This is a genomic window from Rhodococcus sp. B50 (assembly GCF_013602415.1).
Classification (GTDB): domain Bacteria; phylum Actinomycetota; class Actinomycetes; order Mycobacteriales; family Mycobacteriaceae; genus Rhodococcus.
This window is the reverse complement of record NZ_WPAG02000002.1, coordinates 3,761,614-3,781,821: the sequence shown is the minus strand read 5'-3', so window position 1 is coordinate 3,781,821 and position 20,208 is coordinate 3,761,614. Positions and strand designations below refer to the sequence as shown.

Here is a 20,208-nt window from a genome sequence, read left to right as displayed (position 1 = left end):
CGCTCGGTTCGCACGCTACATCCTCGTCGCTTCCCGGTCGCGACTTCGAAGGCCGGGTCGAGGCGCCGAAGAGAGAATGCGAGTGCCGGACCCGGAGCTGCCCCCGCCTCCCGACCACGCGCACGCATTCTCGGTTTGGTTCAGTATTCCATCCGCATTCCAGGATCCGTCGGCGACATGGCCGGGGGAGGTTTCACGTGAAACGACGCGGCGATTGTTTCACGTGAAACACATCGAGGGGAGGCGTCATGTTTCACGTGAAACGACAGGAGCACTCAGTTGAGAGCTCGGGACGAATGGAGAGTGAAAAAGAGACATTCTGTGTTGCAACAATATTCATGAAATTATTTCGAAACCTATTGTGCAGAAACACTTTCCGAGAATGCGTATGCGAACTTGCATGAAGCATCACAGTGACGAAACTCCCTGGGGTGAATGGGTCTGGTGTGACAACACCCGGAACGGCCCTTCCGACCCGGAAAAGCACTCGAGTAAAGTCCTCGAGTCGGCACCGAGTCGCCTCGGAACGACAACACCCTCCCGACCCGGTGGGGGAGGGGAGGGTGTTGCAGTAACTGCTGAACGACCGATTCCGAATCAGCGCTTTTTGCGGCGCCTCGCCGGACGCGCCATTCTCTCGGCCTTGACGACGAGCGTGGGTACCGGAAGAAGATCACCCCCGCACTCGAGCACCTCGAGATTGCCGGCGCCCAGGCGGGTGAGTTCGTCGTGATCCCGTTCGATCTCTTCTCGAGCGGACGATCCCTTCAATGCCAACATCCGGCCTCCCTCATGGACGAGGGGCAGCGACCACTTGGCGAGTTTCGCGAGAGGTGCAACGGCACGCGAGGTGACGACGTCCGCACCGCCGGCTTCCTGGAGCACGCTCGGCTGCTCGGCTCGGCCGCGGACGACGAGGACATTCTCGATCCCGTTGGATTCCACGAACTCCGCCAGATAGACGGTGCGACGCAGAAGCGGCTCGACGAGAGTGACCTGCAGGTCGGGGCGGGCGAGCGCGAGAGGGATGCCCGGCAGGCCGGCACCGCTGCCCACGTCGACGACCGTCTCACCCTCCTGGATGAGTTCGCCCACCACGGCGCAATTGAGAATGTGTCGTTCCCACAGGCGCGGTACCTCGCGCGGCCCGATGAGTCCCCGTTCGACGCCTGCCGTCGACAACGACTGGTGGTACCGCTCGGCAAGTTCGATTCGATCCCCGAACACCTGCTGCGCGATCGCCGACAGTTCCGCCTCGTGCTGTTCCACGTGAAACATCCTTTCCTGTCGGTCCACCCGAGACAACATCGGGGTCCACAGCATCAGTACGAAAAGCGAAGAGGGACCCTGACGACGCAGAGTCCCTCTTCGGCCGACCGACTCAATCCTTGACGATCACCACACGGCGGTTCGGCTCCGCACCCTCGCTCTCGCTGGACACACCGTCGATCTTCGCCACGGCGTCGTGCACGATCTTGCGCTCGAACGGCGTCATCGGCTCGAGCTCTTCGCGCTTACCGGACTCGAGCACGCGCTTCGCGGCCGACGCACCCAGCGAGGAGAGTTCGTTGCGCTTACCCGCGCGCCACCCAGCGATATCGAGCATGAGCTTGCTGCGCTCGCCGGTCGCCTGCTGCACGGCGAGGCGGGTGAGTTCCTGCAGAGCGTCGAGAACCTCTCCGTTGCGACCCACCAGCTTGGTGAGATCCTTGCCGCCGTCGATGCTCACGACCGCACGGTCGCCCTCGACGTCGAGGTCGATGTCGCCGTCGAAATCGAGAACATCGAGCAACTGCTCGAGGTAGTCGCCGGCGATTTCGCCTTCTTCGATGAGGTAATCGTCGTCATCGAGATCGGCGTCCGCCGCGGTGTCGCTCTCCTCGGGTGCCACCGCGAGGTCCTCTTCCACCTTGTCCAGGTCACTGGCCATGTTCAGCTCTCTTCTACTTCGGTCAGCGCCGCTTGCGCTTGGAGTTCTTGGGGCGGCTGCCCGGCTTGGGAGCGGACGCACCGGACTTCGGCGCAGACGCCGCCGTGTCCGCGTCGCTCGCGGAGTCCTTCTGCAGCGACACTTCGCCGGTCTCCTCGACCGTGGCGTCACCGGCATCGGACACTGCCGCTGCGGCCGTGCCCTTCTTCTTGGACTTGTCGGGTCGGGCACCCGGCTTCGGTGCGTTCTCGTTCCGGCGTGCCAGGGCCGCAGCCTTCTTCTCCTCTTCCTCCTTGTCGATACGTCGGAAGACGAGGTGCTGCTGTCCGTACGTCCAGATGTTGTTGCTGACCCAGTAGATGATGACGGCGATCGGCAGGAACGGGCCACCGACGAGCACACCCAGCGGGAAGACGTACAGGGCCAGCTTGTTCATGATCGCGGCCTGCGGATTCGCGGCGGCCTGTGCGCTCTGACGCGAGACCGAGGCGCGAGCATTGAAGTGCGTGGCGACACCGGCGACGATCATCAGCGGCACAGCGACGGCAGCGATCTCCCAGCGAGACGGAATGCCACCGAACGGCGCGAAGGCTTCGAGCGATGCCATCGGCTGTGTGATCCACGACGAGATCGGAGCGCCGAACAGACGGGCACTGAGGAAGGACTGGACGTCCTCCGGGCTGAAGGCGTAGTTACCGAGCTGCGCATTCTGCTCGGGAGTCAGTCCGAGCTGGCCGAAACCGGTACCGGTGCGGTTGAACGAACGCAGCACGTGGAACAGGCCGATGAACACCGGAACCTGCAGCAGAACAGGCAGGCAGCCCATCAGCGGGTTGAAGCCGTGCTCCTTCTGGAGCTTCTGCATCTCGAGTGCCTGGCGCTGCCGGTCCTTGGCGTACTTCTTCTGGAGCGCCTTGATCTGCGGCTGCAGTTCCTGCATCTGGCGCGTGGTGCGCACCTGCTTGACGAACGGCTTGTACAGGATCGCGCGGAGGGTGAACACGAGGAACACCACCGACAGCGCCCAGGTCCAGCCGCTGTCAGGACCCAGGAACGGGATCGCGGCGAAGACTTTGTGCCAGACCCACAGGATCCAGGACACGGGATAGTAGATGAAGTCGAGCACGGCTCTATGTACTCCTCTGGTCGTCCATGATCGCCACGAAGAGGCGTCGGTCTCGGGTCTCGGCTCCGGTCAGGTACCCACTGGGGACGACCGATGTTTCCGTTCGGGTACCGGATCCCACCCACCAGGGTGCCAGGGGCCACACTTGAGCAGTCTCACCGATGCCAGGACCGAACCGACGACGACACCCCGCGTGCGCAGCGCCTCCACGGCGTACTCACTGCATGTCGGGGTGAATCGGCAGGTCGGCATCCGCGTGGGCGACACATAGGTGCGATAGAGCTCGATACAGAAGATCAGTGCCCGGGCCGGGGCGGACCGCAGCGATCGCCACCACGATCTCGGCTCCGGCTCGTTCATGCGCGAACACTCCCACCCGGGGCCGGAGCAGCGGAGTCGAGCAACCCGAGGCGGGCGAGGCCCGACCGCACCTGCTTGTCGAGCTCGCGGGACTCCGCGGTGGCGGCACCGGGTAGTGCGCGCAGCACGATGTCGGTCTCGGAGGGCAGAGCGTCGACGAGACCTGCACAGATATGACGAAGCCGGCGTGCGACTCGATGTCGAATCACCGCCGGCCCGACAGCCTTGCTCACGACCAGTCCGAAACGCGGACCGCCGACACTCACCAAGGACTCGGTGCGATCGCGTTCGAGAACGTGAACGACCAGATCCCGCCGCCCCTGACGACGCCCCCGGCGGACGGTGTCCGAGAAATCCGAGTGGCGCCGCAGTCGATACGGCTCAGGTAGCACCCCGAGCTCCCGTTAGGGAATCAGGCGGTGAGAGAAGCGCGGCCCTTACGGCGACGCGCCGAAACGATTGCGCGACCCGCACGGGTCCGCATCCGGAGACGGAAGCCGTGAACGCGCGCGCGGCGTCGGTTGTTCGGCTGGAACGTCCGCTTGCCCTTGGCCACGGTCGACACTCCTCGATAATTCTGCGACGGCGCGGGTGAGCACCGTCGTTCCAACGTGTACGTGAATTCGCAGGATCCGATTGCCCGGAAGAGCAGGACGAACCCATCACCTCAGTATGAGTGACTGTTCGAGGCTACTCGGACGCGGGCGCGAAATCAAACCGCGACCATCACCGGCAATCAACGCGACACGCCGGGCACGTCGACGAAAACTACACCCCGAGAAGGTATGTGATCCGTCCCACAGCTCGGGTACGCTGTGGGCCATGTCTTCGACGGCGCATCGCGACTACCTGTGCAGTCCCGCGTCACGCTCCGTTCGACGACGATGTGCCGGCCGGTGACGGCCCGCTGCCCCGCGCCTGCCCGGGCGCCGTCGCGCAGCTCTCCGGTGCACATTCGCGGAGTACGTGCCCGGATCGCATCGCACCGTGTGTCACACTGATCCCCGCAGACCGGCCAGGCCGACGAGCCCGCTGAGCGAATACACACCTCCCATCCACACATCCACCGGGTGATTCCCCCGGTTGTCCACACCTGTGGATAATCGTGTGGAAAACCGGTGATCAAAGGGAGGGAAGCTGCGTGAGCGACGAGCCGAACGCGCTGGCCGATGTGTGGACGGACGTCGTATCCGAGCTGACCATCGACGACGGAGTGCTGACGAAGAGCCAGAAGGCATGGCTCGCGCTCGTCAAACCGATCACGCTCGCCCAGGGATTCGCCCTGCTCTCCGTGCCTTCTACGCTCGCCCAGCAGTCGATCGAACGCGATCTGCGCGAACCCATCCTCCGCACCCTCAACCGGCACCTCGGTCACCGGGTCGAAGGTCTCGGTGTGCGCGTCGAACCACGGGAACGTATGGATGACCCTGCCGAGGATCCCTACGCCGAACCTCGCGACACGCTGCCTCTCGAGGGCCTGCCGGTCGATGCACAGCCTGTGAGTCCGCGCACCGCGGAGTCACGCAGCCGTGATCTGCGCCGGGAAGCTCCGATGCCCCGCGATGCCGGCGGACCGCGTGACGGTGCGATGCCCCGGGAGGGGGCCGTGTCCAGGGACGGCATCGGGCAGAGGGACGGCGCCGTACCGAGGGATGGGGGATTCACGCGCGACGGCATGCTTCCCGGTGAAAGTGCCGCCTATCGGCGGCGTCTGCTCTCCTCGCGGGAGCACGACATGCTCGAGGCCGACCACGGCGAACTCGAGGAGGTCGACGACGACCGGGAGGCGATGACCGCCGTGCGCGAGTCGTGGCCGTCCTACTTCACCCAGCCCCCGCCGCCCGAGACGCCGCCCATGGGCAGCAGCAGCCTCAACGCGAAGTACACCTTCGACACCTTCGTGATCGGTGCGTCGAACCGGTTCGCACACGCCGCAGCGGTGGCGATCGCCGAAGCGCCGGCACGGGCCTACAACCCGCTGTTCATCTGGGGTGCGTCGGGACTGGGTAAGACACATCTGCTGCACGCCGCCGGCCACTATGCACAGCGGCTCTTCCCAGGGATGCGGGTGAAGTACGTCTCCACCGAGGAGTTCACGAACGACTTCATCAACAGCCTCCGCGACGACCGCAAGGTCGCGTTCAAACGGCGCTACCGCGAGACCGACATCCTGCTCGTCGACGACATCCAGTTCATCGAGGGCAAGGAAGGTATCCAGGAAGAGTTCTTCCACACTTTCAACACCCTCCACAACGCCAACAAGCAGATCGTCGTCTCGTCCGACCGCCCACCCAAGCAGCTCGCGACGCTCGAGGAACGGCTGCGGACCCGGTTCGAGTGGGGACTGATCACCGACGTCCAGCCGCCGGAACTCGAGACGCGCATCGCGATCCTGTCGAAGAAGGCGCGCATGGACGGCCTGAACGTGCCGCACGACGTGCTCGAGCTGATCGCGAGCCGGATCGAACGCAACATCCGCGAACTCGAGGGTGCCCTGATCCGAGTGACAGCCTTCGCCTCGCTCAACAGGCAGCCACTCGATCTCACCCTCGCCGAGGTGGTGCTGCGTGATCTGATGCCGGACTCGTCCGCTCTCGAGATCAACGCCGCCACGATCATGGCTGTGACCGCGGAATACTTCGGCACGTCGATCGACGACCTGTGCGGCCCCGGGAAGGCACGCCCGCTCGCGCAGGCACGCCAGATCTCGATGTACCTGTGCCGCGAGCTCACCGACCTGTCGCTGCCGAAGATCGGCCAGACCTTCGGTCGCGACCACACCACAGTCATGTACGCGGACAAGAAGATTCGCAAGGAAATGACCGAGCGTCGCAAGGTCTACGACCAGGTGCAGGAGCTCACCGCGCGCATCAAGCAGCGGTCCAAGCGCTGATCCTCGAGCCTCGAGTATCCATCCACAGGGAGCGTCCACAGGGCGCTCCCTGTCCCGTATCTCGAGAAATTTCGGCTTCCCACACCTGTGGACAAGGGTGTGCAGAACGTGGGATCTTTGTGGACGAATGGTGGACAAAGGATGAACAGTCTCGAGGAATCCACATTCGTCCTCGAGAACTCCTCGAGTTCATCCTCGAGTTCGTACCCCTCGAGAACGTCGCCCCACCAGCCTAGACGGTCGTTCGTCCACAGATTCCACAGGCCCTATTACTACTTCTGTGAGTTCTCTTCAGAAATCTTCTTTCAAAACAGGTGTGTGGAGAGCTTCGGTCCACAGGCCCTCGAGTGAGGGTCGCGCCTCGAGCCTCCCGGCTTTCCAAGCAGCGAGGGAAGGCATAACGTGGACCCGCATCCCCCGGCTCCGCCTCATCGGTGTCGGGGTTCTGTGACAGACTTCGTAGACTTGTCGAGACCACGATCGAAGGGATCCACCGGGCGATGGAGCTGGGAAGTATGAAGTTTCGTGTGCCTCGCGAGGACTTCGCCGATTCCGTTGCATGGGTTGCCCGAAGCCTTCCGTCGCGACCCCCCGTTCCCGTTCTGGGCGGTGTCCTGCTCGGTGCCGACGAACGCGGGCTGACGGTCTCGGGTTTCGACTACGAGGTATCCGCGCAGGTCCACGTCTCGGCCGAGGTCATCACCCCGGGCCAGGTGCTGGTGTCCGGCAAGCTGCTCGCCGACATCACCCGCTCGTTGCCTCACAAGCCTGTGGATGTCGTGCTCGACGGCACCCGCGTGCTGATCACGTGCGGTAGCGCCAAGTTCTCGCTCCCCACCATGCCTGTGGAGGACTACCCGCAGCTGCCCGAGCTCCCGCAGCAGACCGGTGCGCTGTCCGGCGATCTGTTCGCCGAGGCCATCAGCCAGGTCGCCGTCGCGGCCGGCAAGGACGACACGCTCCCCATGCTCACGGGCATCCGGGTGGAGATCGAGGGCACCGACATGGTGCTCGCGGCCACCGACCGGTTCCGTCTCGCGGTGCGGAAGCTCGAGTGGATGCCCACCGCGGAGTCCACGAGCTCGGCGGTGCTCGTGCCTGCCAAGACCCTCTCCGAGGCCGCGAAAACTGTTGGCGGGTCCTCGAACTCTCCGGTCCAGCTGGCTCTCGGCAGCGGGTCGTCGGTGGGTGCCGAAGGTCTGCTCGGCATCGTCGCCGAGGGGCGCCGCACCACGACGCGCCTGCTCGACGCCGAATTCCCCAAGTTCCGCCAATTGCTCCCCAACGAGCACACCGCGATGGCGACCGTCGAGATCGCACCGCTGGTCGACGCGATCAAGCGTGTGGCGCTGGTCGCCGAGCGCGGTGCACAGGTCCGACTCGAGTTCACCGAGGGCAGCGTGATGCTCTCGGCCGGTGGCGACGATGCGGGCCGGGCCGAGGAATCCCATCCCGCCGAGTTCTTCGGGGAACCGCTGATCATCGCGTTCAACCCGGGTTACCTGCTCGACGGACTCACGTCGCTGCACACCGACAAGGTCTCGTTCGGGTTCACCACCTCGAGTCGGCCCGCCGTGCTGCGGCCCGCGCTCGACGAGGAGCCCGTGCCGGACTCCTCGGGTACCTTCGCCGCTCCGGACAGCGATTACACCTATCTGCTGATGCCGGTGCGCCTGCCGGGCTGACCGGCTCCGAGACTGGACACCTGTGTACGTTCGCACCTTCTCGCTGCGCGACTTCCGTTCGTGGAGAACGGTTTCCGTCGACCTCACTCCGGGGGCGACGGTCTTCGTCGGGCGCAACGGACACGGGAAGACCAACCTGCTCGAGGCCCTCGGGTATCTGTCGACGCTGTCGTCGCACCGGGTGTCCTCCGACGGTCCGCTGCTGCGGGCCGGCACGTCACGGGCGTTCGCCGGAGCTCTGGTCGTCAACAACGGCCGTGAGCTCGGCATCGACATCGAGATCAACGAGGGCAAGCAGAACCGGGCGCGGATCAACCAGTCGCCGGCCCGCCGGCCCCGTGAGATCCTCGGCATCCTCCGCACGGTGCTCTTCGCGCCGGAGGACCTGTCGCTCGTCCGCGGCGACCCGGGCGATCGCCGCCGGTTTCTCGACGAACTGCTCAGCACACGATTCCCGCGGATGAGCGGGGTCCGCGCCGACTACGACAAGGTGCTGCGCCAGCGGTCCGCACTTCTCAAGACCGCGGGCGGGGCGCTGCGGCGGGGAAACCGCTCCGACGACGGGGCGAGTGCTCTGACCACCCTCGATGTGTGGGACGGCCACCTCGCGGCCCATGGGGCCGAACTACTCGCAGCGCGCATCGCGTTGCTGCACGAACTTGCCCCGCATGTGTCCGGGGCGTACCGATCGATCGCCCCCGAGTCGCGTCCGGCGAGCCTGCACTACCGCAGCAGCCTCGGCGACGCGCTGCCGCCGGAGTTCTCCGATCCGTCCCGGATGCCCGCGCCGGACGACCGCGAGTTTCTCGAGACCGTCTTCCTCCACCGCCTCGCAGAGATGCGGTCCAGGGAGATCGAACGCGGAGTCTGCCTCGTCGGACCCCACCGCGACGATCTCGAGCTGATGCTCGGCGCCGAGCCGGCGAAAGGTTATGCGAGCCACGGTGAATCGTGGTCGTTCGCACTCGCGTTGCGTCTCGGGGCCTTCGCCCTGCTGCGCACCGACGGCACCGATCCGGTTCTCATGCTCGACGACGTCTTCGCCGAACTCGATCGTCGCCGGCGGTCCGCGCTCGCCGAGGTCGCCACGACGGCCGAACAGGTGCTGATCACGGCGGCCGTGCCGGAGGACGTACCGGCCGAGTTGAACGGTGCCCGGTTTCCCGTCCATGCCGAGGACACCGGAGAAGGTCGTATCTCTGTGCTGGGATCGGTGCAACGGGAGACGGACCCGATTACCGGGGAGGTCGGATGAACGACGAACGGACAGGTTCCGAGGGCGGCACGAACAAGCCTCAGGGCGGTGCGAACGAGCCGGAGCTGAAGGGCATCGACCTGGCCCGTCGCGCGCTCGAGGAGGCTCGAGCCGCCGCCAAGGCGAGCGGTAAGGCCGTCGGGCAGGGACGCGCGTCGCGCGGCCCGCTGCGCCCGAAACGCCGGCGTCGCGGCTGGTCGGGGCCCGGGCCGGACGACCGCGACCCCCAGACGCTCGGTTCGCTCGCGCAGTCCCTGTCCAAACAGCGGGGCTGGTCGACGCACGTGTCCGAGGGCACCGTCATGGGGAGCTGGGCGCGGGTCGTAGGCGACGACATCGCGAGCCATGCCCAGCCGACCACGCTGCGCGACGGGATCCTGCATGTCTCGGCCGAGTCGACGGCCTGGGCGACGCAGCTGCGGATGATGCAGTCGCAGATTCTCGCGAAGATCGCCGCGGCCGTGGGGCACGGAGTGGTGAAGGAACTGCGGATCACCGGCCCGACGGCTCCGAGCTGGCGGAAGGGCGAACGCCACATCCGCGGACGCGGACCACGCGACACCTACGGGTGATCCTCGGGTCGCTCCCGGCCCGTACGCGGGGCGAAAATCGGAGCGCGTAGGAAATCACGTCGTTCTGCTCGCGAAGGGGCGGCTACGGGGACGCCAGCGGTGCGGATGCCCGCATTCGTGTCGACCCCGGTACAAGGCCCTCGGGCACGTAGGATGGACAAGAATGCGTCGCGCGCATGCGCGGGGCCGATCGGAGAAGGAGAGCTACCCACCCGTGGCTGCCCAGAAGTCGAACAACAACAAGAGTGAGTACGGTGCGTCGTCCATCACCGTCCTCGAGGGTCTCGAGGCGGTGCGCAAGCGCCCCGGCATGTACATCGGTTCCACCGGAGAGCGTGGCCTGCACCACCTGATCTGGGAGGTCGTCGACAACTCCGTCGACGAGGCCATGGCCGGTCACGCGTCGAAGGTGGAGGTCACCCTCCTCGCCGACGGCGGCGTCCAGGTCGTCGACGACGGTCGCGGTATCCCTGTCGGCATGCACGCGTCCGGTGTCCCCACCGTCGAGGTCGTCCTCACCCAGCTCCACGCCGGCGGCAAGTTCGACTCGGATGCCTACGCCGTCTCCGGTGGCCTGCACGGTGTGGGTATCTCCGTGGTGAATGCACTGTCCACGACCCTCCAGGTCGAGATCGACAACGACGGGTACCACTGGGAGCAGACGTACACCGGCTCGAAGCCGGGTGAGCTGCTCAAGGGTGAGGCCACCAAGCGCACGGGTACCACCGTCCGGTTCTGGCCCGACCCCGAGATCTTCGAGACCACGACGTTCAACTTCGAGACCGTCGCGCGTCGCCTGCAGGAGATGGCGTTCCTCAACAAGGGACTGACCATCACCCTGACCGACGAGCGGGTCGCACCCGAAGAGGTCACCGAGGAAGACGTCCCCGACACCGCTGACGCACCCAAGACCGCGGAGGAGACAGCGGTCGAGGCCGCCGAACCCGAGGTCCACAAGGTCAAGGTCCGCACCTACCACTACCCCGGTGGTCTCGAGGACTACGTGCGGCACATCAATCGCACGAAGACGCCCATCCACAACTCGGTCGTCGGGTTCACCGCCAAGGGCACCGGGCACGAACTCGAGGTCGCGATGCAGTGGAACTCGGGTTACTCCGAGTCCGTCCACACCTTTGCCAACACCATCAACACCCACGAGGGCGGCACGCACGAGGAAGGCTTCCGTGCGGCGCTGACCACCGTGGTCAACCGCTACGCGAAGGACAAGAAGCTCCTCAAGGAGAAGGACCCCAACCTCACGGGCGACGACATCCGCGAGGGTCTCGCGGCCATCATCTCCGTCAAGGTCGGCGAGCCGCAGTTCGAGGGTCAGACCAAGACCAAGCTCGGCAACACCGAGGTCAAGTCGTTCGTGCAGAAAGCGTGCAACGAGCACATCTCGCACTGGTTCGAGGCCAACCCCGCCGACGCGAAGACGATCGTCACCAAGGCCGTGTCGTCGGCGCACGCACGTGTCGCCGCCCGCAAGGCGCGCGAACTCGTCCGTCGCAAGAGCGCGACCGACATCGGTGGTCTGCCCGGCAAGCTCGCCGACTGCCGGTCGAAGGACCCGAGCAAGTGCGAGATCTACATCGTGGAGGGCGACTCCGCAGGTGGTTCTGCCAAGTCGGGTCGCGACTCGATGTACCAGGCGATCCTTCCGTTGCGCGGCAAGATCATCAACGTCGAGAAGGCCCGCATCGACAAGGTTCTCAAGAACGCCGAGGTCCAGTCGATCATCACGGCGTTCGGTACCGGCATTCACGAGGAATTCGACATCGCGAAGCTGCGGTACCACAAGATCGTCCTGATGGCCGACGCCGATGTCGACGGTCAGCACATCGCGACGCTGCTGCTCACGCTGCTGTTCCGCTTCATGCGCCCGCTGGTCGAGGAAGGTCACGTCTTCCTCGCACAGCCGCCGCTGTACAAGCTCAAGTGGCAGCGCAGCGAACCGGAGTTCGCATACTCCGACCGCGAGCGCGACGCTCTTCTCGAAGCCGGCCTGAAGTCCGGTAAGAAGATCAACAAGGACGACGGCATCCAGCGTTACAAGGGCCTCGGTGAGATGAACGCCAAGGAACTGTGGGAGACCACCATGGATCCGAGCGTCCGTATCCTTCGTCAGGTGACCCTCGACGACGCCGCTGCCGCCGACGAGCTGTTCAGCGTCCTGATGGGTGAGGACGTCGCGGCGCGACGCAGCTTCATCACCCGCAACGCGAAGGATGTCCGCTTCCTCGACGTCTGATCACCGCCGGTACCGCTGCGAGCGGCGTCGAGACTGCGTGCGAACCCCCGCTGTGTCGTAAATCACGGCGGGGGTTCGCATGTCGCGCCGCCGAAAGCGGGAAGGGCCGTTAGCCTTCCTCGTTACTCGTGAGTACACTCCTATCGGCCATCTGTACGTGTGGCTGCCGAAGAGGGGGCCGGGGCAGCGCGGGGGTACGGGAAGGACTCACTCTTCCGTATCCGCTGTATGTCCCGATAAGGTGCCCTCACCCGAAACGTCTCGTTCGACTGCACTCGATCGAAAATGCGCTCATCGGAGTGCAGTGCCGACTGGTGCTCGTCGCCCGGCGCGGACGGGGTGGAAGGAGAGCTGTAATCCATGAGTGACAAGTCGCCGCCCCAGCAGCGGTGGTGGAACATCGAGGGGTGGGGTCTTCGCCGGAAGGTCACCGCCGTTCTCGCTGTCCCCGTGACCGTGGCAATGGTCCTCGGTGGTCTCCGTGTCGAGAACGAGCTCAGCAACGCCGTCCACTTCTCGTCCGCGGCCGACCAGGTCGCAGCCGTGCCGGACATCGTCGAGTTCTCGACGGCGTTCGCCACCGCCACCGCGAGTGCTGCGGCCGGTACGGTGACCCCCGAGGAGATGGCGGCGCTCGGCGACGCCTTCGGCACGATCGCCTCCGTCACGGAGAACCCGGAGCTCGATCCGGCCGTGACCGCCGACCTGAGCCGTACCTCTGCCTCCGCCCAGTCGCTCTACACCAAACTGCAGGCCGGGCCGGTTCCGGTCGAAGAGATCAGCGCCGTCACCAATGAGGTGCGTGACAGCCTCAACCGCATCGTCGAAGCGATCCTCGACGAGGTCGACGACCGCGAGATCCTCATCTACGGCGACCAGCTGATCAACGCCTGGTACTCACAGCGTTATCTCTTCGGCCAGGTGCTCGGTGTGCTCCAGCTCCTCGCCGATCCGACCCAGCCGGGAACCGCCCTGGTGTCCTCGTCCGGCGCCGAGCTCGCGATGCTCGATCTGCTCGCGCGCTCCTACCCGATGGCCGATCAGCAGATCGCCGAACTGCGGGCCGGGGTCCAGGAACGTGCCGACATGGTCGACGCGGCCGGTTCCGGTCCGCTCCCGATCCTCAACATCCGCGCCTCGCTGCTCAACAGTGTCGACATCTACGGCACCATCATCGACGAGGCGTCGATGCAGGTCAGCACCACGATTCAGGACCGTGCCGCGGAAACCCGCTCGGCTGCGCTCCGCGACACCGCGATCGTGCTCGCAGCCCTGCTCGCGGCCCTCGTGCTCGCCCTCCTCGTGTCCCGTTCGCTCGTCGGCCCGATCCGTCGCCTGCGCTACGGCACGCTGAAGGTTGCGCGGCAGGAGCTGCCCGAGGCCATCGACCGCATCAAGGTCGGCGACAACATCGAGGACATCGAGTTCACCCGGGTCCCGGTGCACACCACCGAGGAGATCGGCCAGCTCGCCCGCGCCGTCGACGACATGCACGGGCAGGCCCTGCGTCTCGCCGGCGAGCAGGCGCACCTCCGGCTGCAGATCAGCGACATGTTCGAGACGCTCGCACGTCGCTCCAAGTCGCTCGTCGAACAGCAGCTCGGCCTCATCGAACGACTCGAGTACGAGGAGAAGGATCCGGCTCGACTCGAGAGCCTGTTCCGCCTCGACCACCTTGCCGCGCGTATGCGCCGGAACGGCGACAACCTGCTGATCCTCTCCGGTACGCGCATGCGTCGCGGTCACTCGGCGCCCGTACAGCTCGGCGACATCCTGCGCGCCGCGATGTCGGAGGTCGAGGACTACCAGCGCGTGCAGATCGGCTCGACACCCGACGGTGCCCTCAGTGGCGCGGTCGCGACCGACATCGTGCATCTCCTCGCCGAGCTGGTCGACAACTCGCTGCGTGCGTCACCGCCCGACAGCAACGTCACCTTCAGCTTCGCGCGTGCCGTCGACGGCGGCCTGCTCGTCGAGATCGCCGACCGAGGTATCGGTATCCCGGCCGACGAACTCGAGGCCATCAACCAGCGTCTCGCCAAGGGCGGCGAGGTCGGTCCGGACACCGCTCGCCACATGGGTCTTTTCGTGGTGTCGCGACTCGCCGAGCGGCACGGTCTCACCGTGCGTCTGCGCCCGACCTTCGACACCGCACGCAACCCGGGTATCACCGCGAGCGTCCACATCCCGGACGTGCTGCTGGTCTCCCCGCTGGCGTTGTCGCACACCGGCCCTCAGCCCCCTCTCGAACTGGAGCCCGAGGAGTACTCGGCACCGCAGGCGATCTCGGCGCCCGTCGCACAGCAGGGTCTTCTTGCGGCCGGCGATCGGCAGGAGTACGCGACGTCACAGCCGGCGGAGTCCGCGATCGACGATGTCCGTGCCGACGAGTCCGACGACGCCTACGCGAAAGCCGGCTACGCGAGCGCCGCTTACGCGAGCGATGTCGACGAAACCTCCTTCGCTGCACGGGATACGGCCCCGTCCTACGAGGACGAGCGTCGGGACGAGTCGCAGCGCGAATCGGGACGGCACGAGTTCACCCCGCCCCCGTCGTCGCTCCAGGCGCTCCCGCAGCGCGACTCTCAGGCACCGTCACGCGACGACCGGACTCCGGCGGCCTCCCGCGAATTCGGCCCGTCGGGTCTTCCGCAACGTCGCCCCGGCGGAACTCCGGGTCTGCCCACTCGTCAACCGGGCGAGACTCCGGGTCTGCCGACTCCGCCCAGGTCGCCACAGCCGCGCCGGATCGAGCCGGATGCCGCAGCAGCGTTCGCGTCGTCCCTGCCCCCGCGCGGTTCCCGCCGGGGACCGGAGGAGACCAACGGGTACTCGTTCGACGGCCGCAACGGTGAGGGACGCAACGGTTCCACTCCGCGACCCGACACCGATCCCGCTCGTCGCGAAGGACTTTCGGGTCTTCCGCAGCGTCGTCCCGGTGCCACGCCGGGTCTGTCGCCGACGGATTCCGCGTCCGCACGCGACAGCCGGCAGGATCAGTCGCAGGCACGGGGCTCGCAGTCCCTGCCGGTCCGCGAGCCGCAACAGGGCTCGGCGCATCGTGCGCCCGCCCCGCAGCAGCGCCCCGCTTCCCCCGGCCTTCCACAGCGTCGGCCGGGCGCGACTCCCGGGCTTCCGGGACGGGCCGGTGGATCGTCCCCCTCGGTTCCGCAGAACCGGCCGCAGCAGCCGGTGGCGGGCCCGCTCGCGGGTGGCGAATCCGCGGGCCGGCCGGAGGCGCCGAGCCGTTCCGACCTGCCACAGCGCGTGCCGGCGCCGGATGCCGGCCGTCGTCAGCCGGAACCCTTCCAGGGTCTTCCGCAGCGCCGCCCCGGAAACACTCCCGGTCTGCCGCGTCGTCAGCCGGGCAGTACCCCGGGGCTGCCGCAGCGACCTGCTGTGGCAACCAACGGTTCCGAACTCGATTCGGCCGCAGCAGGATCCGGGCCCAGCATCGCAGACGGCGGCTCCGTGTCGCCGCACAGCGACGCGCAGCAGGCGGCCCGGCACCGCTACCGGACCAACTCGGCGAAGACGGCGTCGTTCTTCCAGCCGCGGTCCGACCTGGCGTCGGCCCGTCCGCAGCCGGCGAACACTCCGATCTTCACCACGATGATGTCGGATTGGCTCGTCGACCCGACGAGCCTTCCGGAGGATCGCAGGAAGCGGGAGTGGCACTCCGCAGCGGACGCCGGTTGGGAAGCAGCTCAGCGTGCTTCCGAAGTCCCGGTGGACGAGCACACCACCGCGGGTCTTCCGCGGCGCGCTCCCGGTGAACGTCTGGTGCCGGGTGCCGTACGGGCACCGGCAACGGGTGAACTGCCGAGGACTATTCGACGTCGAGACCCGGAAGCCATCCGGGCCAACTTGAGCCGCCATCAGCAGGGTGTCCGCGACGGACGCGCCTCGGCGAATACCAGCAATCGCGAGAACGACGAACAGGGAGTTCGATGAATATTGATCATGGATCCGACGCAGCTCGTCCATTGGACTGGTTGGTTTCCAACTTCGCGCGCGAAGTCCCGGGTGTCTCGCATGCCGTGCTCGTGTCCGCCGACGGCCTCCTCATGGCCGCCAGCGCCCACCTCCCGGTGGATCGTGCCGAGCAGCTCGCTGCGGTGACCTCGGGTCTGGCGAGCCTGTCCAACGGTGTGTCGCAGCTGTTCGACGGGGGAGGTGTGCTGCAGTCCGTCGTGGAGATGCAGCACGGTTACCTGTTGTTGATGAGTGTCGGCGACGGCTCCCACCTTGCGGCTCTGACGGCCTCCGAGTGCGACATCGGACAGGTCGGTTACGAGATGGCGCTCCTGGTCGATCGAGTGGGTGCTTCGGTCGAAGCCACTCCGCGGGTCGGTCTAGGGTCCTGACGTCGAGGTGGCCATGGAATCGCGGAAGCCGGAGTCGGTGCCGGATCAGCCCAGTCTGGTCCGGCCCTACTCCCTGACTTCGGGACGTACGAGTCCTGCGGTCGAATTGGCGTTGGAGGCGCTCATCCAGGCCATTCCGGGTACCGACGATCGGTCTCGGGATCTGGACAACATCAACGCCACGATCCTGGAGCTGTGCAAGGAATCACCCTCCGTCGCGGAGATCGCCGCGCGCGTCGGGGTGCCGATCGGCGTGGCACGCGTGCTCGTCGCCGATCTCGTCGAAGCCGGACACGTACAGATCCTGGCCACGCTGAAAGACGATTCGAGCGACGCGGAGCGTCGTGAGCTGATTGAAAGGGTCCTCAGTGGACTTCGCGAACTCTAACGCCACGAAGCGCGTGACCTCGACCAAGATCGTCATCGCCGGAGGCTTCGGCGTCGGTAAGACGACTCTGGTCGGGGCGGTGTCGGAAATCGTGCCGCTTCGTACCGAGGCGCTCGTGACGAACGCCAGCGACGGCGTCGACAACCTCTCTGCGACACCGCAGAAGGCAACTACTACGGTTGCCATGGACTTCGGTCGTATCAGTCTGGCCGACGATCTCGTCCTCTACCTGTTCGGCACTCCCGGACAGCACCGCTTCTGGTTCATGTGGGACGACCTCATTCGTGGTGCCATCGGTGCCATCGTGCTGATCGATACGCGTCGCCTGGACGAGAGCTTCGCCGCCGTCGACTTCTTCGAGGCACGCAATCTCCCGTTCATCGTCGCCATCAACGAATTCGACGATGCTCCCCGGTACCCGCTCGAGGACATCCGGCAGGCGATGGCGATCTCGGCGGACGTGCCGATCGTCTCCATCGACGCCCGAGCACGGGAATCGGCGAAGCAGGCGCTGGTCACCGTCACCGAATACGCCCTGCGGAAGCTGCACCAGCCGGTGACCCAGTAATGGGGGAGGGCCTCGAACTCTTCACGATGGGGTCGTGGGTCACGGTCCTCGCCTATCTGACCTCGGCGATCGGGGTGTTCGTCGGAGTCACCGGTGCTCGGCGTGTCCGCACCACCTCCAGTGATCGATCGCGTTCGTACTGGATGATTCTCGCGGCGTTGGTGAGCGGCGGCGTGGGCGTCTGGCTCGCCATGTTCCTGCCGATGGCGGGCTTCAACATCGACGACAGCGTGGTGCGGTACGACACCGTCACCATCGTGTTCTCGATGCTCGTCGCGGTGGTGTCGGTGTATGTGGCCTTGCTCGTCGCGATCCCCGGCGACGGCGCGACCGTCCTCGGCCGGACGGTCACGGGTGCTCTCGTGCTGGGCGTCGGCCTGGCGGGCGTGCCGTTCACGATCCTTGTCGCGGTGCGGATCCAGGGTTCGCTCGCGTTCGATGTCGTCTGGGTCGCCGCGGCGGTGGCGTTGGCGGTCGTGACCGCCGTGGGCTTCCTGGCGCAGGTGAAGACCGCGGACACCTGGCCCAAACGCCTGCTCAGCAGTGCGTTGGCCGGTGCTGCCGTGGTCGCCGTGCACTTCCTCGCCGCCGCGTCGGTGCGTGTGGAGATCGATCCCGCGGTGGTGGTCTCCGGTGGGATCGAGGTCTTCTCGATTCTGTTCCCGCTCTTCGTCGTCGGTCTGCTGTTGCTGGCCGTTCCCATCGTGCTGGTGCTCCAGGCGCCGGATCGTGTTGCGGCGGAACTGGAAGCGGAGTCCGAGCGATGGGCGGCGGACGGCCCGGTGGAACCCGCCGACGGGCGGGTCGTCTAAGAATCGTCCGAAAATGTTGTCGACCAACATATCTGGTTGAAACCGGGAGAGTGGAGTAGGCTGCTGCGCAGCGTCGGGGGTCGCTGTCGGTCTACTCGGCACGACACGAACCGATGCGTCGTGCGTGCCGCTCTTCTGGGGGGGGCAACATGTCGCACGAGGTTCACCATTTTTCCATGGGTGCATGGGTTTTCGCCCTCGCCTACATTACGTCCGTGGTCGGGTGTTATGCCGGTCTGTCCTGCGCGCGCAAAGCCGCGAACGCGTGGACATCGGTCGCCCGAACCCGATGGACGCTCATGGCAGCCCTGTCCATCGGGGGTGTCGGGATCTGGTTGATGCACTTCATCGGGATGATGGGATTCGATGTACCCGGTTCCACCATCCGCTACGACCTCGGACTGACACTGCTGTCGGTCGTGCTCGCCGTCGCGGCCACCCTGTTCGGCTTGCGGATCGTCGACACCGACGTGCAGTGGCTCCGCGCAATGCCGTCCGACGTGCGGATTCTCATCGGCGGAGTGATCATGGGGTTCGCCGTCGCCGGCATGCACTACAGCGGCATGGCCGCGGTGCGGGTCCAGGGCGAACTCGAGCAGGGGCGGTCGTACGTCGCAGCGTCCGTGGTCATCGGTGTCGTCGCGTCGGTCGTGGCGCTGTGGCTGTCGCGGGTCGCGGAACGGCCCGCCGTACGGATCCCTGCCGCTGCGGTCATGGGATGTGCTGTCGTGGCGTTGCACTACACGGGTATGGCCGGGATCGCGGTGACGGTCGATCCGTCCGCTCCGAACCCGGAGGGGATGACCATCATGACTCTGCTGTTCCCCGGATTCATCATCGGTGTCGCGCTGCTCGCTGTCCCGGTCGTCGCTCTGATGGCGTCGGCGAGCACCCAGGATCTCGAGCAGGAACGAGAAGTGGCGACCTGGCTGGGTGAGAACGACCCCGATGTTATGTCCGGTCCCGACGAACGACGTGTGGAACGTTGATGTGATGTGAACGCCCACAGTGCGATAAGGTCTCTTACGCTGCTTGACAGTCGGGGTGCAGCTCGCATCGGGTAGGTCGTGGCGCGCGCCCTCCGAGCGCGGTGGTGACAGCGTGCCGTAGCGAGGACGTTTCGTGTCGCACGACGTGCACCACTTCTCGATGGGATTGTGGGTCTTCTTCCTGTCCTATGCCACCGCAGTGATGGGGTCGTTCGTCGGACTGTCCTGTGTCCGCCGGTCCCTCGAGGAGCCTCGGCGCAGCGGTAACTGGTGGCTCGTCATGGCGTCCTTGTCCATCGGGGGCGTGGGTATCTGGCTGATGCACTTCATCGGCATGATGGGTTTCTCCGTACCGGGCACGGCCATCCGCTACGAACTGGCACCGACCGTCTTCTCGGTTGTGCTCGCCGTGATCGCGACTCTCGTGGGGTTGAGGATCGCCGACGTGCACGCCGTCAGTACCCGTCGCGTGCCGGAATCGGTGCGGCTGCTCGTCGGCGGTCTGCTGATGGGTGCTGCCGTGAGCTTGATGCACTACAGCGGGATGTTCGCCATCCGGATCCGCGGCACGATCGAGCACGAGATCGGCTTCGTCGTCGCGTCGGTGATCATCGGTGTCGTCGCGTCCACGGTCGCGCTCGCACTGGCCCGCCGAGCCCGGCGCCTCGAGATTCGATTGGTCGCCGCCTTCGTCATGGGCTGCGCTGTCACGGCGTTGCACTACACCGGGATGGCCGGTGTGCGTGTCACTCTCGATCCGAGCATGCCCGCGCCGGAAGGCATGACCGTGATGTCGCTGCTCTTCCCGGCGTTCGTTCTCGGCATCATCGTCCTGGCCGTGCCGATCACAGCGCTGCTGCTCGCCTCCGACCCGGAGGACGCCGTGCGCGACGCCCGGCTCGAGCAGTGGGCGTCGGAGGTGGAACGGCAGGTGGACCGCGACCCCGTCACCGGATCCCACATGTGAGAGCTCGGTTCCGGACAGATCTCGGCATGTGAAGTGCCTGTCCTT

The 20,208-nt window shown here is 66.1% G+C and carries 18 protein-coding genes; 12 read left to right on the top strand and 6 right to left on the bottom strand.

Annotated elements, in window-relative coordinates:
- Positions 1 to 597: 597 nt before the first annotated feature.
- The 6 genes from rsmG to rpmH form a co-directional block, all read right to left on the bottom strand.
- Positions 598 to 1,278, bottom strand: coding sequence for a 16S rRNA (guanine(527)-N(7))-methyltransferase RsmG (gene rsmG / locus GON09_RS17795; RefSeq protein WP_213932940.1), 681 nt, complete (start codon positions 1,276 to 1,278; stop codon positions 598 to 600).
- A gap of 103 nt (positions 1,279 to 1,381) precedes the next feature.
- Complete coding sequence (locus GON09_RS17790; protein WP_213932939.1) at positions 1,382 to 1,930, bottom strand: Jag family protein; 549 nt, start codon at positions 1,928 to 1,930, stop codon at positions 1,382 to 1,384.
- Positions 1,931 to 1,952: 22 nt separating this feature from the next.
- Entirely contained in the window at positions 1,953 to 3,056 is a 1,104-nt protein-coding gene (gene yidC / locus GON09_RS17785) for a membrane protein insertase YidC (protein ID WP_213932938.1), read from the bottom strand.
- Positions 3,057 to 3,125: 69 nt separating this feature from the next.
- On the bottom strand, positions 3,126 to 3,416 hold the full coding sequence (gene yidD / locus GON09_RS17780; RefSeq protein ID WP_213932937.1) for a membrane protein insertion efficiency factor YidD: 291 nt from the start codon (positions 3,414 to 3,416) through the stop codon (positions 3,126 to 3,128).
- Complete coding sequence (gene rnpA / locus GON09_RS17775; protein WP_213932936.1) at positions 3,413 to 3,808, bottom strand: ribonuclease P protein component; 396 nt, start codon at positions 3,806 to 3,808, stop codon at positions 3,413 to 3,415. Before rnpA ends, yidD begins: the two co-directional genes overlap by 4 nt.
- Before the next feature lie 20 nt (positions 3,809 to 3,828).
- Entirely contained in the window at positions 3,829 to 3,972 is a 144-nt protein-coding gene (gene rpmH / locus GON09_RS17770; protein ID WP_006550910.1) for a 50S ribosomal protein L34, read from the bottom strand.
- Positions 3,973 to 4,557: 585 nt separating this feature from the next.
- On the opposite strand from rpmH, the gene dnaA reads away from it, so the two are divergent.
- The 12 genes from dnaA (at position 4,558) to GON09_RS17710 (ending at position 20,163) form a co-directional block, all read left to right on the top strand.
- Positions 4,558 to 6,309 carry a chromosomal replication initiator protein DnaA gene (dnaA, locus tag GON09_RS17765; RefSeq protein ID WP_307854406.1) on the top strand — a complete coding sequence of 584 codons (1,752 nt, stop codon included), beginning with the start codon at positions 4,558 to 4,560 and terminating at the stop codon, positions 6,307 to 6,309.
- Positions 6,310 to 6,809: 500 nt separating this feature from the next.
- The gene (gene dnaN / locus GON09_RS17760; protein WP_213932935.1) at positions 6,810 to 7,994 is read left to right on the top strand and encodes a DNA polymerase III subunit beta; all 1,185 of its coding nucleotides are present in this window, start codon (positions 6,810 to 6,812) and stop codon (positions 7,992 to 7,994) included.
- A 22-nt stretch (positions 7,995 to 8,016) separates the two neighbouring features.
- Positions 8,017 to 9,249 carry a DNA replication/repair protein RecF gene (gene recF / locus GON09_RS17755; RefSeq protein ID WP_213932934.1) on the top strand — a complete coding sequence of 411 codons (1,233 nt, stop codon included), beginning with the start codon at positions 8,017 to 8,019 and terminating at the stop codon, positions 9,247 to 9,249.
- Positions 9,246 to 9,821, top strand: coding sequence for a DUF721 family protein (locus GON09_RS17750; RefSeq protein WP_213932933.1), 576 nt, complete (start codon positions 9,246 to 9,248; stop codon positions 9,819 to 9,821). The genes recF and GON09_RS17750 overlap by 4 nt, the downstream gene beginning before the upstream one ends.
- Positions 9,822 to 10,035: 214 nt before the next feature.
- The gene (gyrB, locus tag GON09_RS17745; protein WP_213932932.1) at positions 10,036 to 12,072 is read left to right on the top strand and encodes a DNA topoisomerase (ATP-hydrolyzing) subunit B; all 2,037 of its coding nucleotides are present in this window, start codon (positions 10,036 to 10,038) and stop codon (positions 12,070 to 12,072) included.
- A gap of 360 nt (positions 12,073 to 12,432) precedes the next feature.
- Positions 12,433 to 16,026, top strand: coding sequence for a sensor histidine kinase (locus GON09_RS17740; protein ID WP_213932931.1), 3,594 nt, complete (start codon positions 12,433 to 12,435; stop codon positions 16,024 to 16,026).
- A complete protein-coding gene (locus tag GON09_RS17735; protein ID WP_006550917.1) occupies positions 16,023 to 16,439 on the top strand; it encodes a roadblock/LC7 domain-containing protein in 417 nt (138 codons plus the stop codon). The genes GON09_RS17740 and GON09_RS17735 overlap by 4 nt, the downstream gene beginning before the upstream one ends.
- Positions 16,440 to 16,452: 13 nt before the next feature.
- Positions 16,453 to 16,827 carry a DUF742 domain-containing protein gene (locus GON09_RS17730; protein ID WP_006550918.1) on the top strand — a complete coding sequence of 125 codons (375 nt, stop codon included), beginning with the start codon at positions 16,453 to 16,455 and terminating at the stop codon, positions 16,825 to 16,827.
- A 13-nt stretch (positions 16,828 to 16,840) separates the two neighbouring features.
- Positions 16,841 to 17,395: a GTP-binding protein gene (locus tag GON09_RS17725; protein ID WP_016691076.1), complete on the top strand. Its 555-nt coding sequence runs from the start codon at positions 16,841 to 16,843 to the stop codon at positions 17,393 to 17,395.
- Positions 17,395 to 18,207, top strand: a complete 813-nt coding sequence (locus GON09_RS17720) for an MHYT domain-containing protein (protein ID WP_213932930.1) — start codon at positions 17,395 to 17,397, stop codon at positions 18,205 to 18,207. The genes GON09_RS17725 and GON09_RS17720 overlap by 1 nt, the downstream gene beginning before the upstream one ends.
- 149 nt (positions 18,208 to 18,356) lie before the next feature.
- The gene (locus GON09_RS17715; RefSeq protein ID WP_213932929.1) at positions 18,357 to 19,196 is read left to right on the top strand and encodes an MHYT domain-containing protein; all 840 of its coding nucleotides are present in this window, start codon (positions 18,357 to 18,359) and stop codon (positions 19,194 to 19,196) included.
- A gap of 133 nt (positions 19,197 to 19,329) precedes the next feature.
- A complete protein-coding gene (locus tag GON09_RS17710; protein ID WP_213932928.1) occupies positions 19,330 to 20,163 on the top strand; it encodes an MHYT domain-containing protein in 834 nt (277 codons plus the stop codon).
- Positions 20,164 to 20,208: the final 45 nt, after the last annotated feature.